Raw genomic sequence first — 16,469 nt, forward strand, 5'->3', positions numbered from 1 at the left:
TCGTAGCCGGCGTGTAGCTCAATTGTCCTCGCGTTCTTCCGGAACAGCCTGACCCGTTGGGTCAGGCTTTTTCAGGTGCGGGTTCAGGGGGTGTACCAGATTGGGGAAGACCAGGCCCGCTCCTGGATGGTCACCGGGATGTCTGTTCGCGGTTTGATACCCAGGGTCTTCGCATCATAGGTGGACCAGCGCGGCGTGGGAATTTCCAGCACCCGCACGTAGTATACCGCGTGCTGGGCCGGATCGAACTCGGGGTCAGTCCAGGCCGCTTGCAGTTGGGGCGCACCGATGCTGTTGTCGTAGCTGGCCTCGGCGATATTTACCGTATTGCCCACCGGCGGCAGATTGCCCTGCTCATCGGGCTTGCGATCATCGGACCAGGCGACGTCGAAGATCTTTTCCTTCTGCCGGCCATCCTCCAGCCAGCCCTTGATCACCTGGACCCGGTCGAGGTTGGCTCCGTCTGGCTCCATGGCGGCCATGATCAGGAAGACGGGCGCCTTGCCGTCAGGCGCTGAGTGCAAATCGCCACCCATTGGTACGCCCTTGTCATAGGCTTTAGCCAGCCAGTCACTGCCGCCCGCCATGGCCTTGCTGTCAAAATTGAAACCGCCGAAAAAGCGCAGTTTCATGCGCGGCCCGGTGGTGGCATAGGTCTCCTTGCGCTGGATTGCGTCGAAGATGGCATCGCGGGTATTGGACTCGGCCCAGACCGCCGCCAGGCCACCAGAGCTGAACCGGCGTACCTGCAGGTTGTTGGCCTCGGGAAAGCCAGGAAGACCATTGAGACGGTGCCCGGCATCATTCTCCATGCCGAACTTGCCGCGGTAGTTGTTCTCCTCGACCATGGAGGCTGAGTTGTGCGTATCCGAATCGCCAATCAGGCCAAACTTGAATGGGTTGCCTGCCCCCGAGGCGGCCAGTTCAAGGCCCGCGACATAGGCGGCGCGGGCATAGCCGCCGCGCCTTTTCTCTGGCGGTTTGGCATCCGCCGACAGGGTATAGTCCCAGATTTCGAAATTGGCGAATTCGTCGTTGGGCGACAGCGTGGGGTGCACTTCCGAGGTGCCCTTGATCTGGCTGACCTCATAGACGGGTTCGTTGCGCATGCGCGCACTGGCGTAGTCGGCGTCTACCGGACTGCCGCCGTAGCTGGATTTTTCAGGGAACATCAGGCCGTTACTGGCATTGCCGTTATGGGCCACCGCCAGCAGGTCCACGCCTTTGTCACGCTGGCCGTCCATCCATTGCCAAAGATCCTCGGGACGGTCGGAATCGATGGCGGAAAAGGGCAGGCCTGGAATACCCATGGAATTCTTGAACAGGACCACCCGGTGCAGGTTCTGCTTACCCGGGTTCGAGGTCCATTCGTAGGCGGGGAAAGTCGTGAAAGTGCCCGGGTCATTGTGTTTGTCAGCGGTGCTCACAACCTCGGACCAGATGGTGCCCACGATGTCCGGATCTACCAGTTCCAAATCCACCTTGCCCTCGCTCATGTTGTTGAGCGTGTCCGAATAGGCCTGGAAGGCGACGGCCTGGTCATCGGAGGTAATTCTGGGGGCGAGAGGATGCTTGCTCAACGGGCTCTCGGGGTCCGCCATTTTGGGAAACACCCCAAGGAATTCTGCGTGGTCCGAGACCGCGTACCAATCCAGCGGGCGTAGGATTTTCAGCATCGAGCCGTCGCCGCCCCCGGGGATCGCCTCGCCCCGGGCCCAGCGGTACGCATCATCCGGGGCAGTCACCGAGCCGTTGGCGAAACCGTCGAAAGAATAGCGGGTGTGTACGTGGAGGTTGCCGAAGTAGACGTCGCGCTGGGCGTTGGGGGCAGGGGCATCAGCTGCTGCCAGTGTCGTAGACGAGAGAGCGCTTCCGAGCAGGGTAGCGATAGCCATTAGTGAATAAAGTGCGCGCATAACATCCTCCAAAGCGTGTTTGATAGCGGTACCCGTCCCGGTACCGCTGTGCCCAGATGCTTGTCAGGACCGGTTACATGCCACCCGTCACGGGGTGTACCAGATGGGTGAACTGTACACCCTTTCCTGGATCGTTGGGGGATGTCCGGTTTCCTCGATGTCGATACCCAGCGCGATGGCGTCCAGCAGGGAGTAGCGCGGTGTCGGGATCTCCAGTACCCGGGCGTAGTAGAAGGCGCGCTGGGCGGGGTCGAAGTCGGGGTCAGTCCAGACGGTCGTAAAGCCGGTGGCGCCGATGGTATTGGTGTATTCCCCGGTTTCCAGGTCCACCGTGTTGCCTACCAGTTCGGCGCCATCATCGCGCCCGCCTGACAGAACCACGTCATACACCGTTTCCGCCGTGCTGCCGTCCGCCTTGAGCCAGCCCTTCACGATCTGCAGGCGGTCGAGATTGGCGCCATTGGGGTCTTTCATCGCGGCCAGCAGGAAGGTGGGGGTTTTGCTCTTCTCTCCCTTCAGGTCGCCGCCCATCGGAACGCCCTTCGCGTAGCCGACTGCAGCGAGGTCCTGTGCCTGGGTATCGGTGGCGTCGAACTCAAAGCCGCCAAAGAAACGCAGGGTAATGCGCGGCCCGGTAGTGGCGTACACCTCGCGCCGCATGAAGGCGTCAAAGATCGCCTGGCGGGTATTCTCCGTGGCCCACACGCCGGCATAACCGGCGGCTCCCATATCCCAGCCCCTGGAACCGCCGATACCGGTGAGGTGAGGGCGCAGGCCGGGGCGGGAATCGTGTTGGCCCTTGCCAGCGAAATTGTCCTCTTCCACTGCACTCATGCCGGTGTGGCTGTCGGTGCTGCCGATGACGCCGACCTTGAAGGGATTGGTGCCCAGTTGTTCCTCCCAGGCCAGGCCCCGTTTCAAGCCGGCGCGCACGTAGTCACCCTCGGTGGGGTCCGGAGTGCGTCCGTCAGGCGTCAGCACGAATGGGAAGGTCTCGAAGTCGGCGAATTCATCCGTCGGGGAGAGCAGGGGATGGGTTTCGCTGTCGCCCTTGATCTGGGTGATCTCAATCACCCGTTCCCACTTCTCCCGGGCCCGGGCGTACTCTGCATCCAGCGGATCACCGCTCTGGTCCACCAGCGGGAACATCTGGCCCATGCTGATATTGCCATTGTGGGGAATGGCGACAAAGTCGGCCCCGGTGCGTGCGCTGGTCTCCTCCAGCCAGGCCCAGAGATCCTGTGGGTCACCGCTCTCCAGTGAACTGTAGGGAAGGAACTGACGGGCCACGTCGCCGCCCTGGGGCGTGAAGACGACCCGGTGCAGGTTGCCGACCTTGGGCTGGGCACTCCACTCCCAGCCGATGAACGCAGTGAATTCACCGGGCGTATCGTGACGCTCCACGGTGTCAATATTGGCCTCCCAGGTGGGGCGACGTTTGTCGCCGGCATGCATGTCGGCCACCAGTTCCGGCGCGGTTAATCCGGATTCAGACGGCAAGCCGCTGCCAAGGCGCACGATCTCGTCGTAGACCGCCTGCAACTCCTCCTCGGTGCGTTGCCCGCCGACCCTGGCCAGGGCCTTGCCCGCGTTGGTGTTGGCAATTGCCGGGTCACCTTCGAACAGGCGCACGATGGAGCCCACCAGTTCCGCATGGTCTGCCACCACGGCGAAATCCAGCGGCGTGTTCAGCTGCCAGCGTACCTGCGTGGTGGGGCTAACCACCGGCAGGCCGCGGGCAAAGCGCAGTGCCGTGTCCGGGGTCGAGGTCGGGGTGTTGAACAGGTAGACGTCGAAAGAATTGCTGGTGTGCAGGTGGGTGTCACCCCAGTACACCTGGGTGGGGAGCGGATCGGTAGCCTGTCCTGTCGCAGGTGAGAGCGCGACGAGCATCGTCAGGGCAGCCGCGGCGGGCCGCAGGGACATCCAGTTCATAAGCCTTCCTCATAGTGTGTCGGGCCTGGCTCCACGGTGGGGGCAGCCTGGATTACTGCGGGATTGCGGTAAACCGGGCCTGCGTCGTGGAGACCCCAGGCCCTCACAGGTTAGGCCCTAATTCATGACAATGCCACCATCGACCATCATGCACTGGCCGGTAATGTAATCGGCGTCGGGGGAAGCCAGGAACGACACGAATTTCGCCACATCCTCGGGCTGTTCCATGCGTTTGAGGGTAATCATCCCCTGCGCGGCCTCGACCATGCTGCCACGGGGTGTGCCCATGACCTCGCTGGCGCGGGAGTCGATGGTCTCCCACATGCCGGTGTCGACGATACCCGGGCAGTAGGCGTTCACCGTGATGCCGTGGTCGGCGAATTCCCGGGCCATGATCTGGGTCAGCCCGCGCACCGCGAACTTGGACGCGCCGTAGGTACCGAGCAGTGGATGCCCGAGGAAGCTGGCGACGCTGCCGGCGTTGATGATCTTGCCACCACCCTGGGTCATCATCTGTTGCGCCGCGGCCTGGGCGCACCACAGTACACCTTTCACGTTAATGGAGAACAGCCTGTCGAAATCGTCCTCCTGAATGTTCAGGATCGGGTCGACCTGCACGATGCCGGCATTGCACACCATGACGTCGAGACGGCCAAACTCGCCGACCACGGTTTCCACCAGGCGGAATACCTGGTCCCGCTGGCTGATATCGCCCTGAACCCCTATGGCGGTGACGCCTTCGGCCTGCAACGCTTCCGCCGTGGCCTGGGCGGTCGCCTCATCGATATCGTTGACCGCGACAGATAAGCCGTCCTGGCCGAGGCGGCTGGCGATCGCTTTACCGATGCCCATGCCCGCACCGGTCACGAGGGCTACACGTTTTACTGACATAATCATTTCCTCGAAATTGGCCGGCTGCCTGTCACGCAGCCGGCATTGAGTCCTTCAGGTCCGTTGTCGGCAATCAGAAGCGGTAGCTTGCCTGCAGGGCGTAGGACCGCAGCCGGCTCATGGAATGAAAGCCGTTGCCGTTCGCCAGCGGTTGGTCATTGCTGTTGTAGCTGACCTCTTCGTCGGTGAGGTTTTTGCCGATCAGGGCGACTTCCCAGGTGCCGTTGTATTCGCCAAGGCTCAGGCGAAAATCCAGCATCGTGAAGCTGTCCTGGTAACCGATCAGGGGGTCCAGGTCGCCGACAGTGGCAAACTCGTCCGAATAGTTGATGTTGAGTACCGCGCGGGCTTCGAGCGAATCGCCAACCGGCATGCCGTAATCAAAGTTGAGATTGAAGGCCACTTCCGGTGAAAACCCGGTGTTGTCTCCCTTGGCGTCGCGGAAGCCGTTGACGCAGCCGGGTTTATATTCCGGGTGTCCTGGATCTACCAGCTGGCTGGCCCAGCAGGGTGCGGTATCCCATTTGTCATAGGTGGAATCCAGCAGTGATCCCGCCGCACTGATGGTGAGGTTGTCCGTAGCGGCCCACTGCAGGTCCAGTTCGAGCCCCTGGGAAACAATTTCCGCCGCATTCACCACCACGAAGCCTGTCGCTCCGTCGAATACACTGACCTGGCTGTCGGATATCTCGTTGCGGAACACGGCGGCATTCAGGCGCATGCCGCCGTCGAGCAGGGTCGTCTTGATCCCGAGTTCCATTGCCAGTGACTCTTCCTCATCGTACTCGAACAGTCCCGCTCGGGGACCAACCGATTCCTTGAGAAAACGCGCATCGAAACCGCCGCCCTTGACGCCGGTCGAAGCCGTTGCGTAGATCAGCGTATCTTCGCCAGCGTCGAATTCGAAGTTCAGATACCAGTCGACAAAGTCTTCGTCGCGTTTGCGATTGACGAACTCGTGCTCATAGGTTCCCAGCAGTCCGGAATCGTTCCATACCGTGGCATCGATGGCAGATGCCACCGGCGCCAGCTCCTGGGTAAAGCGGTCGTACTCCTCGGCGCTGTCACCGTAGGCAAAGGTACCAGCGGGGGCGCCAACGGTGCTGCTGAAGTCCCAGCCGGCTGTAAAACGTTTTCTGAGCTGCCGATTGACCTCTTTTTCCTCCTCGGAATAACGCAGGCCGAGTGTACCGCGCAAGCGATCGGTCATATTCCAGGTGATCGAACCAAACACAGCCCACTGTTTCTGCGACTGGTCGAAGTCGTAGTCACGGGTAACGTTCGGAGCGCCGAAGGCGGCGGTGCCGAAGGCATCCAGTGCCCGGTAGTAGAGGTCTGCATCGTGGTAGTAAAGGCCGGTAATATATTCGAAGGTTTCACCGGCCGGGGAGGTCAGGCGCACTTCCTGGCTGAACTGCTCATAATCCTCGATGGCATCGACCTCAATGAAAGGCAGCGCAGAGAAGTCACAGTCACAGATATCCCGGTAATCGTACTGGGCAAGACCGGAAATCAGGGTCAGGGTATGTTCGCCCAGGAACATCTCGACATTGATGTGGCCCACGTCCATTTCATTCTTGCTGCCCTCCGGCTTGTCGGGAAAGCCCGGTACGCCGGGTGGTATAACGCCCAGGGCCGTGAGAATCGCGCCACCGTCGTTGACCACGGCGCGTTCGTCATCGATAGCCTCGATACCGTCACCGCCGGTGGCATAGGCCACCGACGCGCGATTCAGCTGGGTGATCAATGCGGCTGTTCCGTTGTAGGGCACCTCGGCGACGCGCCCGAGCTGGGTGATGGAGCCGTTCTGTTCAAATTCGCTGTGCTCCCACTTGGCATTGACCACTACCGTGTCGGTCACGTCCCACTGTAGCGATATCCTCAGTGTCTCATCGTCCCGCTCGGGAGCATCGTCGCCGGTAATGACATTGTCCAGGTAGCCATCGAGCTGGTAATTGCGGTACGCCAGCCGGCCCCGCAGGCTGTCTGTCAGTGGCCCGGAGACCACGCCGTTGAATTCTGTTTCGCCGTAGCTGCCATAAAGACCCTGGATGGAACCTTCGAATTCATCCGTGGGCCTGGCGGTGTGCAGACTCAGCGCGCCGCCAATGGTGTTCTTGCCGAACAGTATGCTCTGCGGTCCGCGCAGGACTTCGATGCGGTCGAGGTCCATGAAGGGAGCGCGGGATAGCTGGTGGCGACCCATGAAGATGCCGTCGTGAAAAATGGCCACCGATTGCTCGATACCCTGGTTGGCGCCGGGTGTGCCGACACCGCGAATGAACAGGAAGTTGCCGACGGGGTTCTGTGCAACCGTCACCGCCGGCATGTTCATGGTGAAATCTTCCATCTTGGTGATGGCTTGCTCGTTGATCTGGGCACCGCTCATCGCCACCATGGAAATGGGCACGTCCTGAAGTGATTCAGAGCGCTGTTGTGCCGTGACGATGACTTCCTCCAGCTGCGCACTGGCAACTGTCGCCTGGCAGGCCAGGATGGCCGCGGCCAGTCGTTTCAGTGGAACTCTCTGTTGCTTCGCGCCTACGGTATAGGTCATGACGCATTCCTCTTGTTAGAGATTATTATGGGCTTGTCTTTATTGGAGGGCGGCCGTAGTGCCGGCCGCCCCCGCGGAGCCGTGATGTTTCAGTCGGTGGAGTACCCGGCGTTCTTGCCTGGTTTGATGTAACGCGGCGTGATTCCCTGGGTTTTCGCCACGGCCAGCAACACGTCCTCGATCCAGCCGGCATCCATGATGTTGACGAAATTGCCCTCGTCGTCGAAGTTGATGTTGGCGCCCTCGACCACCATGAAACCGTCGCTGCCCTCGGAATCCTCCGGGCAGTGGAAGGTGTGGATCGAACCGCCGGGCTCGTACAGATAACTGCCGCCGGTCTGGGGTTGGTCCGGGTATTCCAGGTAGTGCCACATGCCCGACAGGGTGTAGAAGTGCACAACGCCTGTGTGGAAGTGCTTGGGCAGGGTGGTGCCGGGGTGGAAGCGAACCCGCAGTACCCACACGCCGTTTTCCGTGTCGAGGAACAGTGGCCAGACATCGACGCCCGGCAGGGCGTCCACGACGATCGGTTCCTGGTTGGTATTGAGGGTGAGTAGAAAATCCTGGTGATTGATGGTTTCCGGGAGTGCCATGGTTGTTGCCTCTTATAGAGTGGGGGGCCTCACGACCGGTGAAGCCGTTGCTTGGGTTACTCAGGCGCTTGCGAAGCGCTGGGTCAGGGGATACTTGAAGCCGCTGAAGCCATCGCCGGCCTCTACGGTGGTGCCGTTGATACAACCGGCTTCGTCGCTGGCGAGAAAGGCGACCACCCGGGCAATTTCTTCGGGCTCGATCAGGCGCTCACGCATCTGTTCGCGGGTGATGTGCTCGAGCAGGCCCAAGGCCTTGTAGCCTTCGATGATCGGTGTGTTGACGCGTCCCGGCGCCACGGCGCAGACGCGAATATTGTGCGGGGCGAATTCCAGTGCGGCACATTTGGTCATCATGTCCACGGCGGCCTTGCTCACGTTGTAGCTGAAGGTCAATTCCGACGCCATGGTGCCGTATACCGAGGAGGTGTTGACGATCACGCCGGGGCGGTCGAGCTCGACGAATTTTCTGCCGGCTGCGAGGATGCCGTAATACACACCGTTCTGGTTAACTGCGGTGATGGGGTCGTAATCCTGCGCCGGCTCGTGCTCCAGCAGCAGTTTGGGGGCGCCGGTGCCGGCATTGTTCATGACAACGTCGAGCGTGCCGAAGGTCTCGACCGCTCTGTCCATCGCACTGGTCACTGCCGTGAAATCGGAGACGTCCAGCACCATGGTGGCGACCGAGTCACCCAGTTCCTGTTGCAGATCGGCGAGGGCGGGAGCCGAGAGGTCTGTCGCCAGTACCCGGGCGCCCTGTGAGACGAATGTACGCGTGATGGCTTTGCCGATACCGCCGCAGGCGCCGGTCAGGACGGCAACCTTACCTTCTAGTGACATGGTGATTCCTCGTGGTGGTCCACAGTTGTTATGTTTCGGAATGGTGCCCACTCTACTCCGGCCTTTGAGCAGAAACTTGACATTTTCTACATATTAGTTGATATTTTACGCAATCTGGTGGAGGAGATTCCCTAACAGATGTACCGAGTGCGGATTGGCGGTATCGAGGGCATTGAGCGGCTGTTGCGGGAGCGGGGCGAGAACCCGGTAGCTCTGCTCGCCAGCACCGGACTGAGCCCGGCGCAGCTGCGCGACCCTGATCAGTACATCGCCTACACCAAAATGGCCGAATTGCTGCATGTCTGTAGCGAGGCCTGCAAGGAGCCGCTGTTCGGGCTGCTGCTGGGACAACGGCAGGGGATCGGGGTGCTGGGGGCGCTGCCGCTGATCGCCTCCCGAGCCTCCACCGTGGCCGAAGCGATCAAGGTCGCCGAGCGCTATCTGTACCTGCACGCCAGCGGCCTGCGCCTGGTGCTCTCGGTGCAGGAGACCAGTGCCAGGCTGGAGCTCAGCATCGCTATCGGCCAGTCGCCGGGGTTCGAACAACTCATGCAGTTGAGCCTGGCCCAGGCGGCCCGGTTTCTTGCCGTCATGGCGGACAGTGACCCGTACGCACTCCCCATTTACCTGCGGCAGCCCCGGCCACAGGATGGCTCCGGGCAGGGGGTGACACAGTATCAACACCTGCATTTTGACCAGAGCTTCGATGGCGTTGGGCTGGCCGCGCAGTATCTGGCGCGGCCAGCCCACCTCGATGTCGATACCCTCAACCGGCATCTCGAGGAGTATGTGGGCAGGCTGCAGACCCTGTACCCCAATCAACTCGAAGAGCAGGTGGCCGACGTGATCAGTCGCTTGCTGCCCACGGGGGAATGTTCGCTGGCGGAGATTGCGGCAACACTGAACCTGCGACCGCGTACCCTGCAGGCCAGGCTCAGCGCCAGGGGTACGGGTTACGGCGATATCCTGCGGGAAACGCGCTTCAACCTGGCCTGTCAGCACCTGTCGGAACCCCGGGTCAGTATTACCGAACTCGCCCTGCAGCTGGGCTATGCCGACGTCGCCGTGTTCAGCCGGCACTTCAAGGCCTGGAGTGGCCATTCCCCCCGGGCCTGGCGCAATAACCAGGGCGCGATGGCCTGAGCGGTCAATCCCGCTCGCTGCTGCGGACTTCCTTCCCCGCCCCCGCGCCGCTGGTGTATCCTAGCGCCTTTTGCAGTAAGGCAACGACCGGCATGTCCTACCAGGCTCTGGCGCGCAAGTGGCGGCCCAAAAGTTTTCGCGAGATGGTGGGCCAGGAGCATGTGCTGAAGGCCCTCATCAACGCCCTGGATCACGACCGCCTGCACCACGCCTACCTGTTCACCGGTACCCGCGGGGTCGGCAAGACCACCGTCGCGCGGATTTTTTCCAAGTGCCTGAACTGTGACGAGGGCGTCAGCTCCGAACCCTGTGGCAAGTGCGGCTCCTGCCTGGAAATCGCCGAGGGCCGCAGCGTCGACCTGCTGGAAGTGGATGCCGCCTCCCGTACCAAGGTGGAAGACACCCGGGAACTGCTGGAAAACGTGCAGTACGCGCCCACCCGGTCCCGCTACAAGATCTACCTCATCGACGAGGTGCACATGCTCTCCGCCAGCAGTTTCAACGCGCTGCTGAAAACCCTCGAGGAGCCGCCGCCCCACGTCAAATTCCTGCTGGCCACCACCGATCCGCAGAAACTGCCGGCGACCGTGCTGTCGCGCTGCCTGCAGTTCAACCTCAAGAACATGCCACCGGAGCAGGTGGTTGGGCACCTGCGGCACGTGCTGGAGCAGGAGATGGTGACCTTCGAGGAGCCGGCCCTGTGGCTGCTCGGGCGCGCCGCCGCGGGCAGTATGCGCGACGCCCTGAGCCTGACGGACCAGGCGATCGCGTTTGGCTCCGGTGCCCTGCGCGAAGCCGAAGTCCGGTCCATGCTCGGTACGGTAGACCTCACGTTTGTCTACCAGGTGCTGGAGGCCGTGGTCGACGGCGACCCCAGGGCGACCCTTGATGTGGTGGCCGCCATGGGCGAGCACGCCCCGGACTTTGAATCCAGCCTGGATGAACTCATTACCCTGTTGCACCGGGTGGCGTTGGCGCAGGTGGTGCCGGACGCGGTGGACAACAGCTGGGGTGATGCCGAACGGGTGGCGGATCTCGCCCGCAGCATGACTCCCGAAGATGCCCAGCTTTACTACCAGATGGCGATCAACGGTAAACGGGACCTGCCCCTGGCCAGCGACCCCCGCAGCGGGTTCGAGATGATCCTGTTGCGAATGCTGGCCTTCCGGCCCGCCATCGCGGTGGAAACCCTGTCCAGTGCCGCCCCGGTGGGCGGCGGGGACACTGCCAGCCCCAGCCTTCAGGCCGCCGAGGGGGAGGGCGGCCCCAGCGCAAAAAAGCCTGAGTCCCTCGCGGCTCCGGAGGTTCCGGAGCCACCACCGTGGGATGAACCGGAGCCGGTTGCAACGGCGGCTCCAGAGCCTGCCGTGGCGGAAGCCCCGGCCCGGCCGGCGGATGCCATGCCTCTGTCCGCCCTGTCCCCCGCCAGCTGGCCTGACCTGCTGGAGCAACTCGGGCTGGTGGGCATTGTCTACAATATTGCCTCCAACTGTGAGCTGCGGGAGGTCGCGGGTAACGAACTGGCCTTCGTGCTCGACGAGCACAACGCAACGCTGTTCAACAGCGGCCATTCCGACCGCGTGCGGCTGGCCCTGCAGAACTATTTTGATACCGGGATCAGGGTGGCGATTACGGTCGGGCCGCTGGCCGGCGAAACCCCGGCCAGGCGCAGCCTGCGGCTGGCGGAGGAGCGACAGCGCGAGGCCGAGGCTGCCATCGAGGGCGATCCGGTGCTGCAGCGCCTGATCGAACGCTTCGACGGCGAGCTGGACCGGGCGTCCATCGCTCCCCTGGATAACTGAAACACCGAGGAAAGATCATGAAAGGCAACCTTTCGGACCTCATGCAGCAGGCCCAGAAAATGCAGGCTGACATGCAGAAGAAGCAGGAAGAACTAGCCCAGGCGGAAGTGACCGGTGAAGCGGCCGCCGGCCTGGTGAAAGTGGTGATGAACGGCCGTCACGATGTGCGCCGGGTAACGATCGACGACAGTGTGCTGTCGGAAGACAAGGGCATGCTGGAAGACCTGCTGGCCGCCGCGGTCAATGACGCCGTGCGCAAGGTCGAGGACAAGAACAAGGAGGCCATGTCGGGCCTCGCTGCCGGGCTGAACCTGCCCGGTGGATTCAAGATGCCGTTCTAGGCGCCCGCGATGAAGTTCAGTCCCGCACTGCTGGAGCTGATAGAGGCCCTGCGCTGCCTGCCAGGTGTCGGGCCCAAGTCGGCCCAGCGCATGACCCTGCACCTGCTGGAGCACAACCGGGAAGGGGCCGAGGCACTGGCCCGGGCGCTCACCCAGGCGGTGGAGAAGGTGGATCACTGCCAGCGCTGTCGCAATTTCACCGAACTGGACATCTGCGAGATCTGTGCCGACAGCCGGCGCGATACCAGCATCATCTGCGTGGTGGAAACCCCCGCCGATGTGCTGGCGGTGGAACAGAGTGGCAGTTACCGCGGTCTCTATTTCGTGTTGATGGGGCATTTGTCCCCGATCGACGGTATCGGCCCTGCGGAAATCGGCCTCGACCGCTTCCAGCAGCGGGTGCTGGACGAGGGCATCGAGGAAGTCATTCTCGCCACCAACCCCACGGTGGAGGGCGAAGCCACCGCCTGGTACCTGACCGACATGCTGCTCCCCCGGGGGGTCCGCGTGTCCCGCATTGCTCACGGCGTACCCCTCGGAGGCGAGCTGGAATACGTTGACGGCAATACCCTGGCTCACGCCTTCAGCGGCCGGCGCGCCGTGGAGCAGGGTTAGATGAATCACAAGATGGAGCAGTAATGAGTGCAGGAATGCCCAACTGGGAACTGGTAGAAGACGACGCGACCCTGCAGCGGGTGCTGCAGGACAATGCCGGCGCTGCCGCGGTGGCGGTGGACACGGAGTTCATGCGCCGCAATACCTTTTATCCGCAGATTGCCCTCCTGCAACTGTGTTTTGGGGACACCGCCTGGCTGGTGGATCCGCTGGCCATCAGCGATACCAGCGGCCTGGCTGCGTTGCTGACCGACCCTTCCGTGGTCAAGGTACTGCATTCGCCCAGCGAAGACCTGGAAGTGTTCAACAAGTGGCTGGGCGTGCAGCCGGATCCGCTGTTCGACACCCAGCGCGCTGCCGCCTTGCTGGACCGGGGCTTTGGCCTCGGCTACCGGGCACTGGTCGCTGCGGTCTGCGACGTGGACCTGCCCAAGGATGAAACCCGTTCCGACTGGCTGCAGCGCCCCCTGACCGAGGCCCAGTGTCACTACGCGGCGCAGGATGTGCTCTACCTGCTGGCGGTGTATCACGAGTTGCAGGCGGCCTGTGAGGCTGCGGGCAAAGTCGACTGGGTACTGGCCGACGGCGCCGATGCGACGGCCGCCCAGCAGGCGGGTCCGGAGCCGTACTACACCCGTATCAAGAGTGGCTGGAAGCTGAATCCGCGCCAGCTCGGCGCCCTGGCCGCACTGTGCCAGTGGCGTGAGGACACCGCCCGTGAACGCGACAAGCCGCGGTCGTGGATTATCACCGACCAGGACTGCCTGCAGATCGCCCGGGCCTTGCCCCGCGACCGGGCCCAGTTGCGCGCCGCGGCAGAGTTGCAGCCCGCGGCCCAGCGCCGCTACGCCGACGCCATCCTGGAAGTGCTGGGCCAGCACGCGGAGCAGCCTGACTCGGCCATGCCGGCGCCATTGCCGGCACCACCCGGTGGCCGTGAGCGCGACCTGGCCAAACGTCTCAAGGGCAAGGCCCGAGCGCTGGCCGCTGAGCTGGAGGTGGCGCCGGAAATCCTGCTGAACAGCCGCGATTACGACGCCCTGGTGCGTCGTGCCGGAAACGGAGAGGGCACGCCCATGCCACGGCACTGGCAGGGCTGGCGGCGCGAGCGGGTGATCGACCCGCTGGTCCGCTTTCTCGCGGAGCACGGGTTCAAGGAGAGTGGGGCATGAAGCGCCTGTGTGAAATCTTCCGCAGCTCCCGCAAGGAAGAGATGTACCTTTACGTTGACCGGGCCCGTGGGCTGGCCGATGTCCCGGAGGCATTGATGGCCCAGTTCGGCGAACCGCGCTCGGTAATGGTGCTGATGCTCGATTCCGGGCGCAAACTGGCCCGGGCCGATGCCGCCGAGGTCCTGGACAAAATCGAACAGCAGGGTTTCTACCTGCAGATGCCGCCCTCCGAGGCCGAGTTGCGCCGGCGCGAGCGCGCCGATGGCTGACTGGTTCAACACCCTGCCACTGGAGGCACTGGACCGCCAGCAGTGGGAGGCCCTGTGTGACGGCTGCGCCAAGTGCTGCCTGCACAAGCTGGAAGACGAGGACAGCGGCGAGGTGTACTACACCAAGGTGCGCTGCCGTTACCTCGACGAGGACAACTGCCGCTGCAGCGATTATGAGCGGCGCTCGGTACTGGTGCCGAACTGCGTTCACCTCACGGTCGAGAACAGCGCCGAGTTCGACTGGCTGCCCAGCACCTGCGCCTATCGCCTGCGGGCCCACGGTGAGCCACTGCCCGAATGGCATCCGCTGGTGTCGGGCGATCGCGACAGCGTCCACCGGGCCGGGGTATCGATCCGGGGGCGGGCGATCTCGGATGAATATGTACATCCCGATGGTTATGATGAGCACATCATTACCTGGGTCGAGTAGGGGAGATACCTGTGCTGAATGACCAGAGCTACCACATCGCCATGGCCGCCTATCTCGGCGCGGCGGTGCTGGCGCTGTTGCTGTTTGCGTTCTGGCTGCGCCATACCTGGCGCCCGGCCTGGATCGGCCTGGTGGTACTGTGCGGTGCCGCCGTGCTCCTGACGCCGGCCTATCCCGATGCGGAGGTGGAAACCCTGGCCCCGGCCCTGATCGTGGCCGTCTTCCAGTGGCTCACCATCGACCAGGCGGCCGCGGCCCATGCCCTGCGGCCCCTCGGCTTCATGCTGGGGGCTGCACTGGTGCTGTCCCTGTTGCTGGGGTTGACGGTGCTTCGGCACCGGGGCCACAAGGTAACGGCCGAAGCACCGGAGACGGCGGAGCCCTGAGACACGCATCGATGAGGTTTATCCCTGACCTGCCCCGTACTCTGCGTGGGTTGCTACTGCCGCTGGTGATGCTGCTGCCCCTGCTGGTGCAGGCGGATCCCTCGGCCCGCGCCCTCAAGCCCGACCTGCGCCTGCTGATTGATATCTCCGGCAGCATGAAGGAATCGGATCCCGACAACCTGCGGGCTCCCGCACTGGAACTGATTGTGCGCTTGCTGCCCGATGGTGCCCGCGCCGGGGTATGGACCTTCGGTGAAACGGTCGAAGTGCTGGTGCCTCACGGCGAGGTGGACAGCAACTGGCGCGAGCAGGCCAGGGCCGCGGTCGCCGCCATCGACAACTCCGGCCAGCGCACCAATATTCCCGCGGCACTGGCGGCGGCTACCTACGATATCGGCAGCATGGACCCCAGTTACCGCAGCAGTATCGTCCTGTTGACCGACGGCAAGGTGGATGTATCGACTTCGCCCATGGCCAATGCGGCCGCGGCCCGCAAGGTGCTGGCGGAAACCGCGCCGCGCCTGGGAGCGACCGGCATCCCGGTGCACACCATCGCCCTGTCCGATGAGGCGGACTGGCACTTCCTCAGTTCGCTGGCGGAAGAGAGCAGGGGGCTCGCGGAGAAGGCCAGGACGGCCGATGCCCTGTCGGGCATCTTTGTCCAGTCACTGGAAATGGTGGCGCCTGCCGCCCAGGTGCCGCTGAAAGGCGGGCGCTTCGAGATCGACGACAGCGTGGAGGAGTTCACTGCCCTGCTGTTTTACGGCGCCATGCAACCGGCCCTGTCCTTGCGTGGCCCCGATGGAGCGATTTATCTGCCGGGACGGGATGCAGGCGCGGACTGGTTCGTCGCCGACCGCTTCGCCCTGGTCACCGTCAGGTCACCTGCACCCGGGGTGTGGACGCTGGAAGCGCCGGGTGACGCCAGGGTCCGGGTCACGGTGATTGCCGACCTCAACCTGGAAGTGGACCCCCTCCCCAACAGTATGCCGGCGGGCCGGGTCAGTGAACTCGGGCTGCGCCTGCGCGATGGCGACGCGGTGATTCGGGACCCCGAATTACTGCGCCTGTTCAACATCAGTATCGATATCAGCGGGCCCCGCAATTACCGCCAGCACATCGACGTGAGCGGGAGCTACCCGTTACCGGAAAATGGCGAGTACCGGGTGACCATTCCGGCACTGGACTACGGTGGCCGCTACCAGTTGCTGGCCAGGGTGTCCGGCCAGACCCTGCAGCGCGAACTGCCGATGCATGTGGAGGTGCACGCGGGGCCGAGTGAAGACGCGATCAGCTCGCGGCCCGCCGAGCTGCCCGACGCCAGCCTCCAGGGGCCTTTGCTGACCCTGGTCGGTGTACTGGTGTTTGTGGCGCTGCTGGCCTGGTGGATATCGCGCCGCCGCCGTCGCCGCCGCCTGGCCCTGTGGGAACGCCGTTTTCGCGACGCTTCCGCGGGGGAGGGTGAACCGGTCCTCCAGGGCCTGCGCGCCGATGCCGACGCCCTCCCAGACACGCTCTCAGACACCCTCCCAGACAACCTCCCAGACCAGCGGGACCAGCGCTGACGCGCTTGCACGGGCCG

General features: G+C 63.3%; 15 protein-coding genes. 9 read left to right on the forward strand and 6 right to left on the reverse strand.

All coding sequences use genetic code 11. The annotated features are described in order from the left end of the window. Positions 1-83: 83 nt before the first annotated feature. The 6 genes from FV139_RS13430 to FV139_RS13455 form a co-directional block, all read right to left on the reverse strand. Entirely contained in the window at positions 84-1,916 is a 1,833-nt protein-coding gene (locus FV139_RS13430) for a DUF3604 domain-containing protein (RefSeq protein WP_148068956.1), read from the reverse strand. Positions 1,917-2,003: 87 nt separating this feature from the next. Continuing rightward, entirely contained in the window at positions 2,004-3,851 is a 1,848-nt protein-coding gene (locus FV139_RS13435; RefSeq protein ID WP_148068957.1) for a DUF3604 domain-containing protein, read from the reverse strand. A gap of 117 nt (positions 3,852-3,968) precedes the next feature. Beyond that, positions 3,969-4,742 carry an acetoin reductase gene (locus FV139_RS13440; RefSeq protein ID WP_148068958.1) on the reverse strand — a complete coding sequence of 258 codons (774 nt, stop codon included), beginning with the start codon at positions 4,740-4,742 and terminating at the stop codon, positions 3,969-3,971. Between the two features lie 73 nt (positions 4,743-4,815). Beyond that, complete coding sequence (locus FV139_RS13445; protein WP_148068959.1) at positions 4,816-7,299, reverse strand: TonB-dependent receptor; 2,484 nt, start codon at positions 7,297-7,299, stop codon at positions 4,816-4,818. Positions 7,300-7,388: 89 nt separating this feature from the next. Then, positions 7,389-7,892: a 2,4'-dihydroxyacetophenone dioxygenase family protein gene (locus FV139_RS13450; protein ID WP_148068960.1), complete on the reverse strand. Its 504-nt coding sequence runs from the start codon at positions 7,890-7,892 to the stop codon at positions 7,389-7,391. A 60-nt stretch (positions 7,893-7,952) separates the two neighbouring features. Beyond that, a complete protein-coding gene (locus FV139_RS13455) occupies positions 7,953-8,729 on the reverse strand; it encodes an SDR family NAD(P)-dependent oxidoreductase (protein WP_148068961.1) in 777 nt (258 codons plus the stop codon). A gap of 138 nt (positions 8,730-8,867) precedes the next feature. Between FV139_RS13455 and FV139_RS13460 the strand changes: the two genes are divergently transcribed. The 9 genes from FV139_RS13460 to FV139_RS13500 all read left to right on the forward strand — a co-directional run bounded on the left by FV139_RS13460 (position 8,868) and on the right by FV139_RS13500 (position 16,452). Then, on the forward strand, positions 8,868-9,872 hold the full coding sequence (locus FV139_RS13460; RefSeq protein WP_148068962.1) for an AraC family transcriptional regulator: 1,005 nt from the start codon (positions 8,868-8,870) through the stop codon (positions 9,870-9,872). A gap of 92 nt (positions 9,873-9,964) precedes the next feature. Continuing rightward, positions 9,965-11,674, forward strand: a complete 1,710-nt coding sequence (gene dnaX / locus FV139_RS13465) for a DNA polymerase III subunit gamma/tau (RefSeq protein ID WP_148068963.1) — start codon at positions 9,965-9,967, stop codon at positions 11,672-11,674. A gap of 17 nt (positions 11,675-11,691) precedes the next feature. After that, positions 11,692-12,015 (forward strand): YbaB/EbfC family nucleoid-associated protein, encoded by a 324-nt coding sequence (locus FV139_RS13470; protein ID WP_148068964.1) that lies wholly within the window; start codon positions 11,692-11,694, stop codon positions 12,013-12,015. Positions 12,016-12,024: 9 nt separating this feature from the next. Beyond that, the gene (gene recR, locus FV139_RS13475) at positions 12,025-12,630 is read left to right on the forward strand and encodes a recombination mediator RecR (protein ID WP_148068965.1); all 606 of its coding nucleotides are present in this window, start codon (positions 12,025-12,027) and stop codon (positions 12,628-12,630) included. 23 nt (positions 12,631-12,653) lie between these two features. Further along, entirely contained in the window at positions 12,654-13,802 is a 1,149-nt protein-coding gene (gene rnd, locus FV139_RS13480) for a ribonuclease D (RefSeq protein ID WP_235898651.1), read from the forward strand. Next, positions 13,799-14,071, forward strand: a complete 273-nt coding sequence (locus FV139_RS13485; protein ID WP_148068966.1) for a YcgL domain-containing protein — start codon at positions 13,799-13,801, stop codon at positions 14,069-14,071. The genes rnd and FV139_RS13485 overlap by 4 nt, the downstream gene beginning before the upstream one ends. Then, a complete protein-coding gene (locus FV139_RS13490) occupies positions 14,064-14,501 on the forward strand; it encodes a YcgN family cysteine cluster protein (RefSeq protein WP_148068967.1) in 438 nt (145 codons plus the stop codon). Before FV139_RS13485 ends, FV139_RS13490 begins: the two co-directional genes overlap by 8 nt. An 11-nt stretch (positions 14,502-14,512) precedes the next feature. Continuing rightward, a complete protein-coding gene (locus FV139_RS13495) occupies positions 14,513-14,887 on the forward strand; it encodes a hypothetical protein (protein WP_148068968.1) in 375 nt (124 codons plus the stop codon). 11 nt (positions 14,888-14,898) lie between these two features. Further along, entirely contained in the window at positions 14,899-16,452 is a 1,554-nt protein-coding gene (locus FV139_RS13500) for a VWA domain-containing protein (protein WP_148068969.1), read from the forward strand. Positions 16,453-16,469 lie beyond the last annotated feature (17 nt).

Origin of the sequence: Parahaliea maris (assembly GCF_008064665.1) — a bacterium.
In the GTDB taxonomy this organism is placed as follows: domain Bacteria; phylum Pseudomonadota; class Gammaproteobacteria; order Pseudomonadales; family Halieaceae; genus Parahaliea; species Parahaliea maris.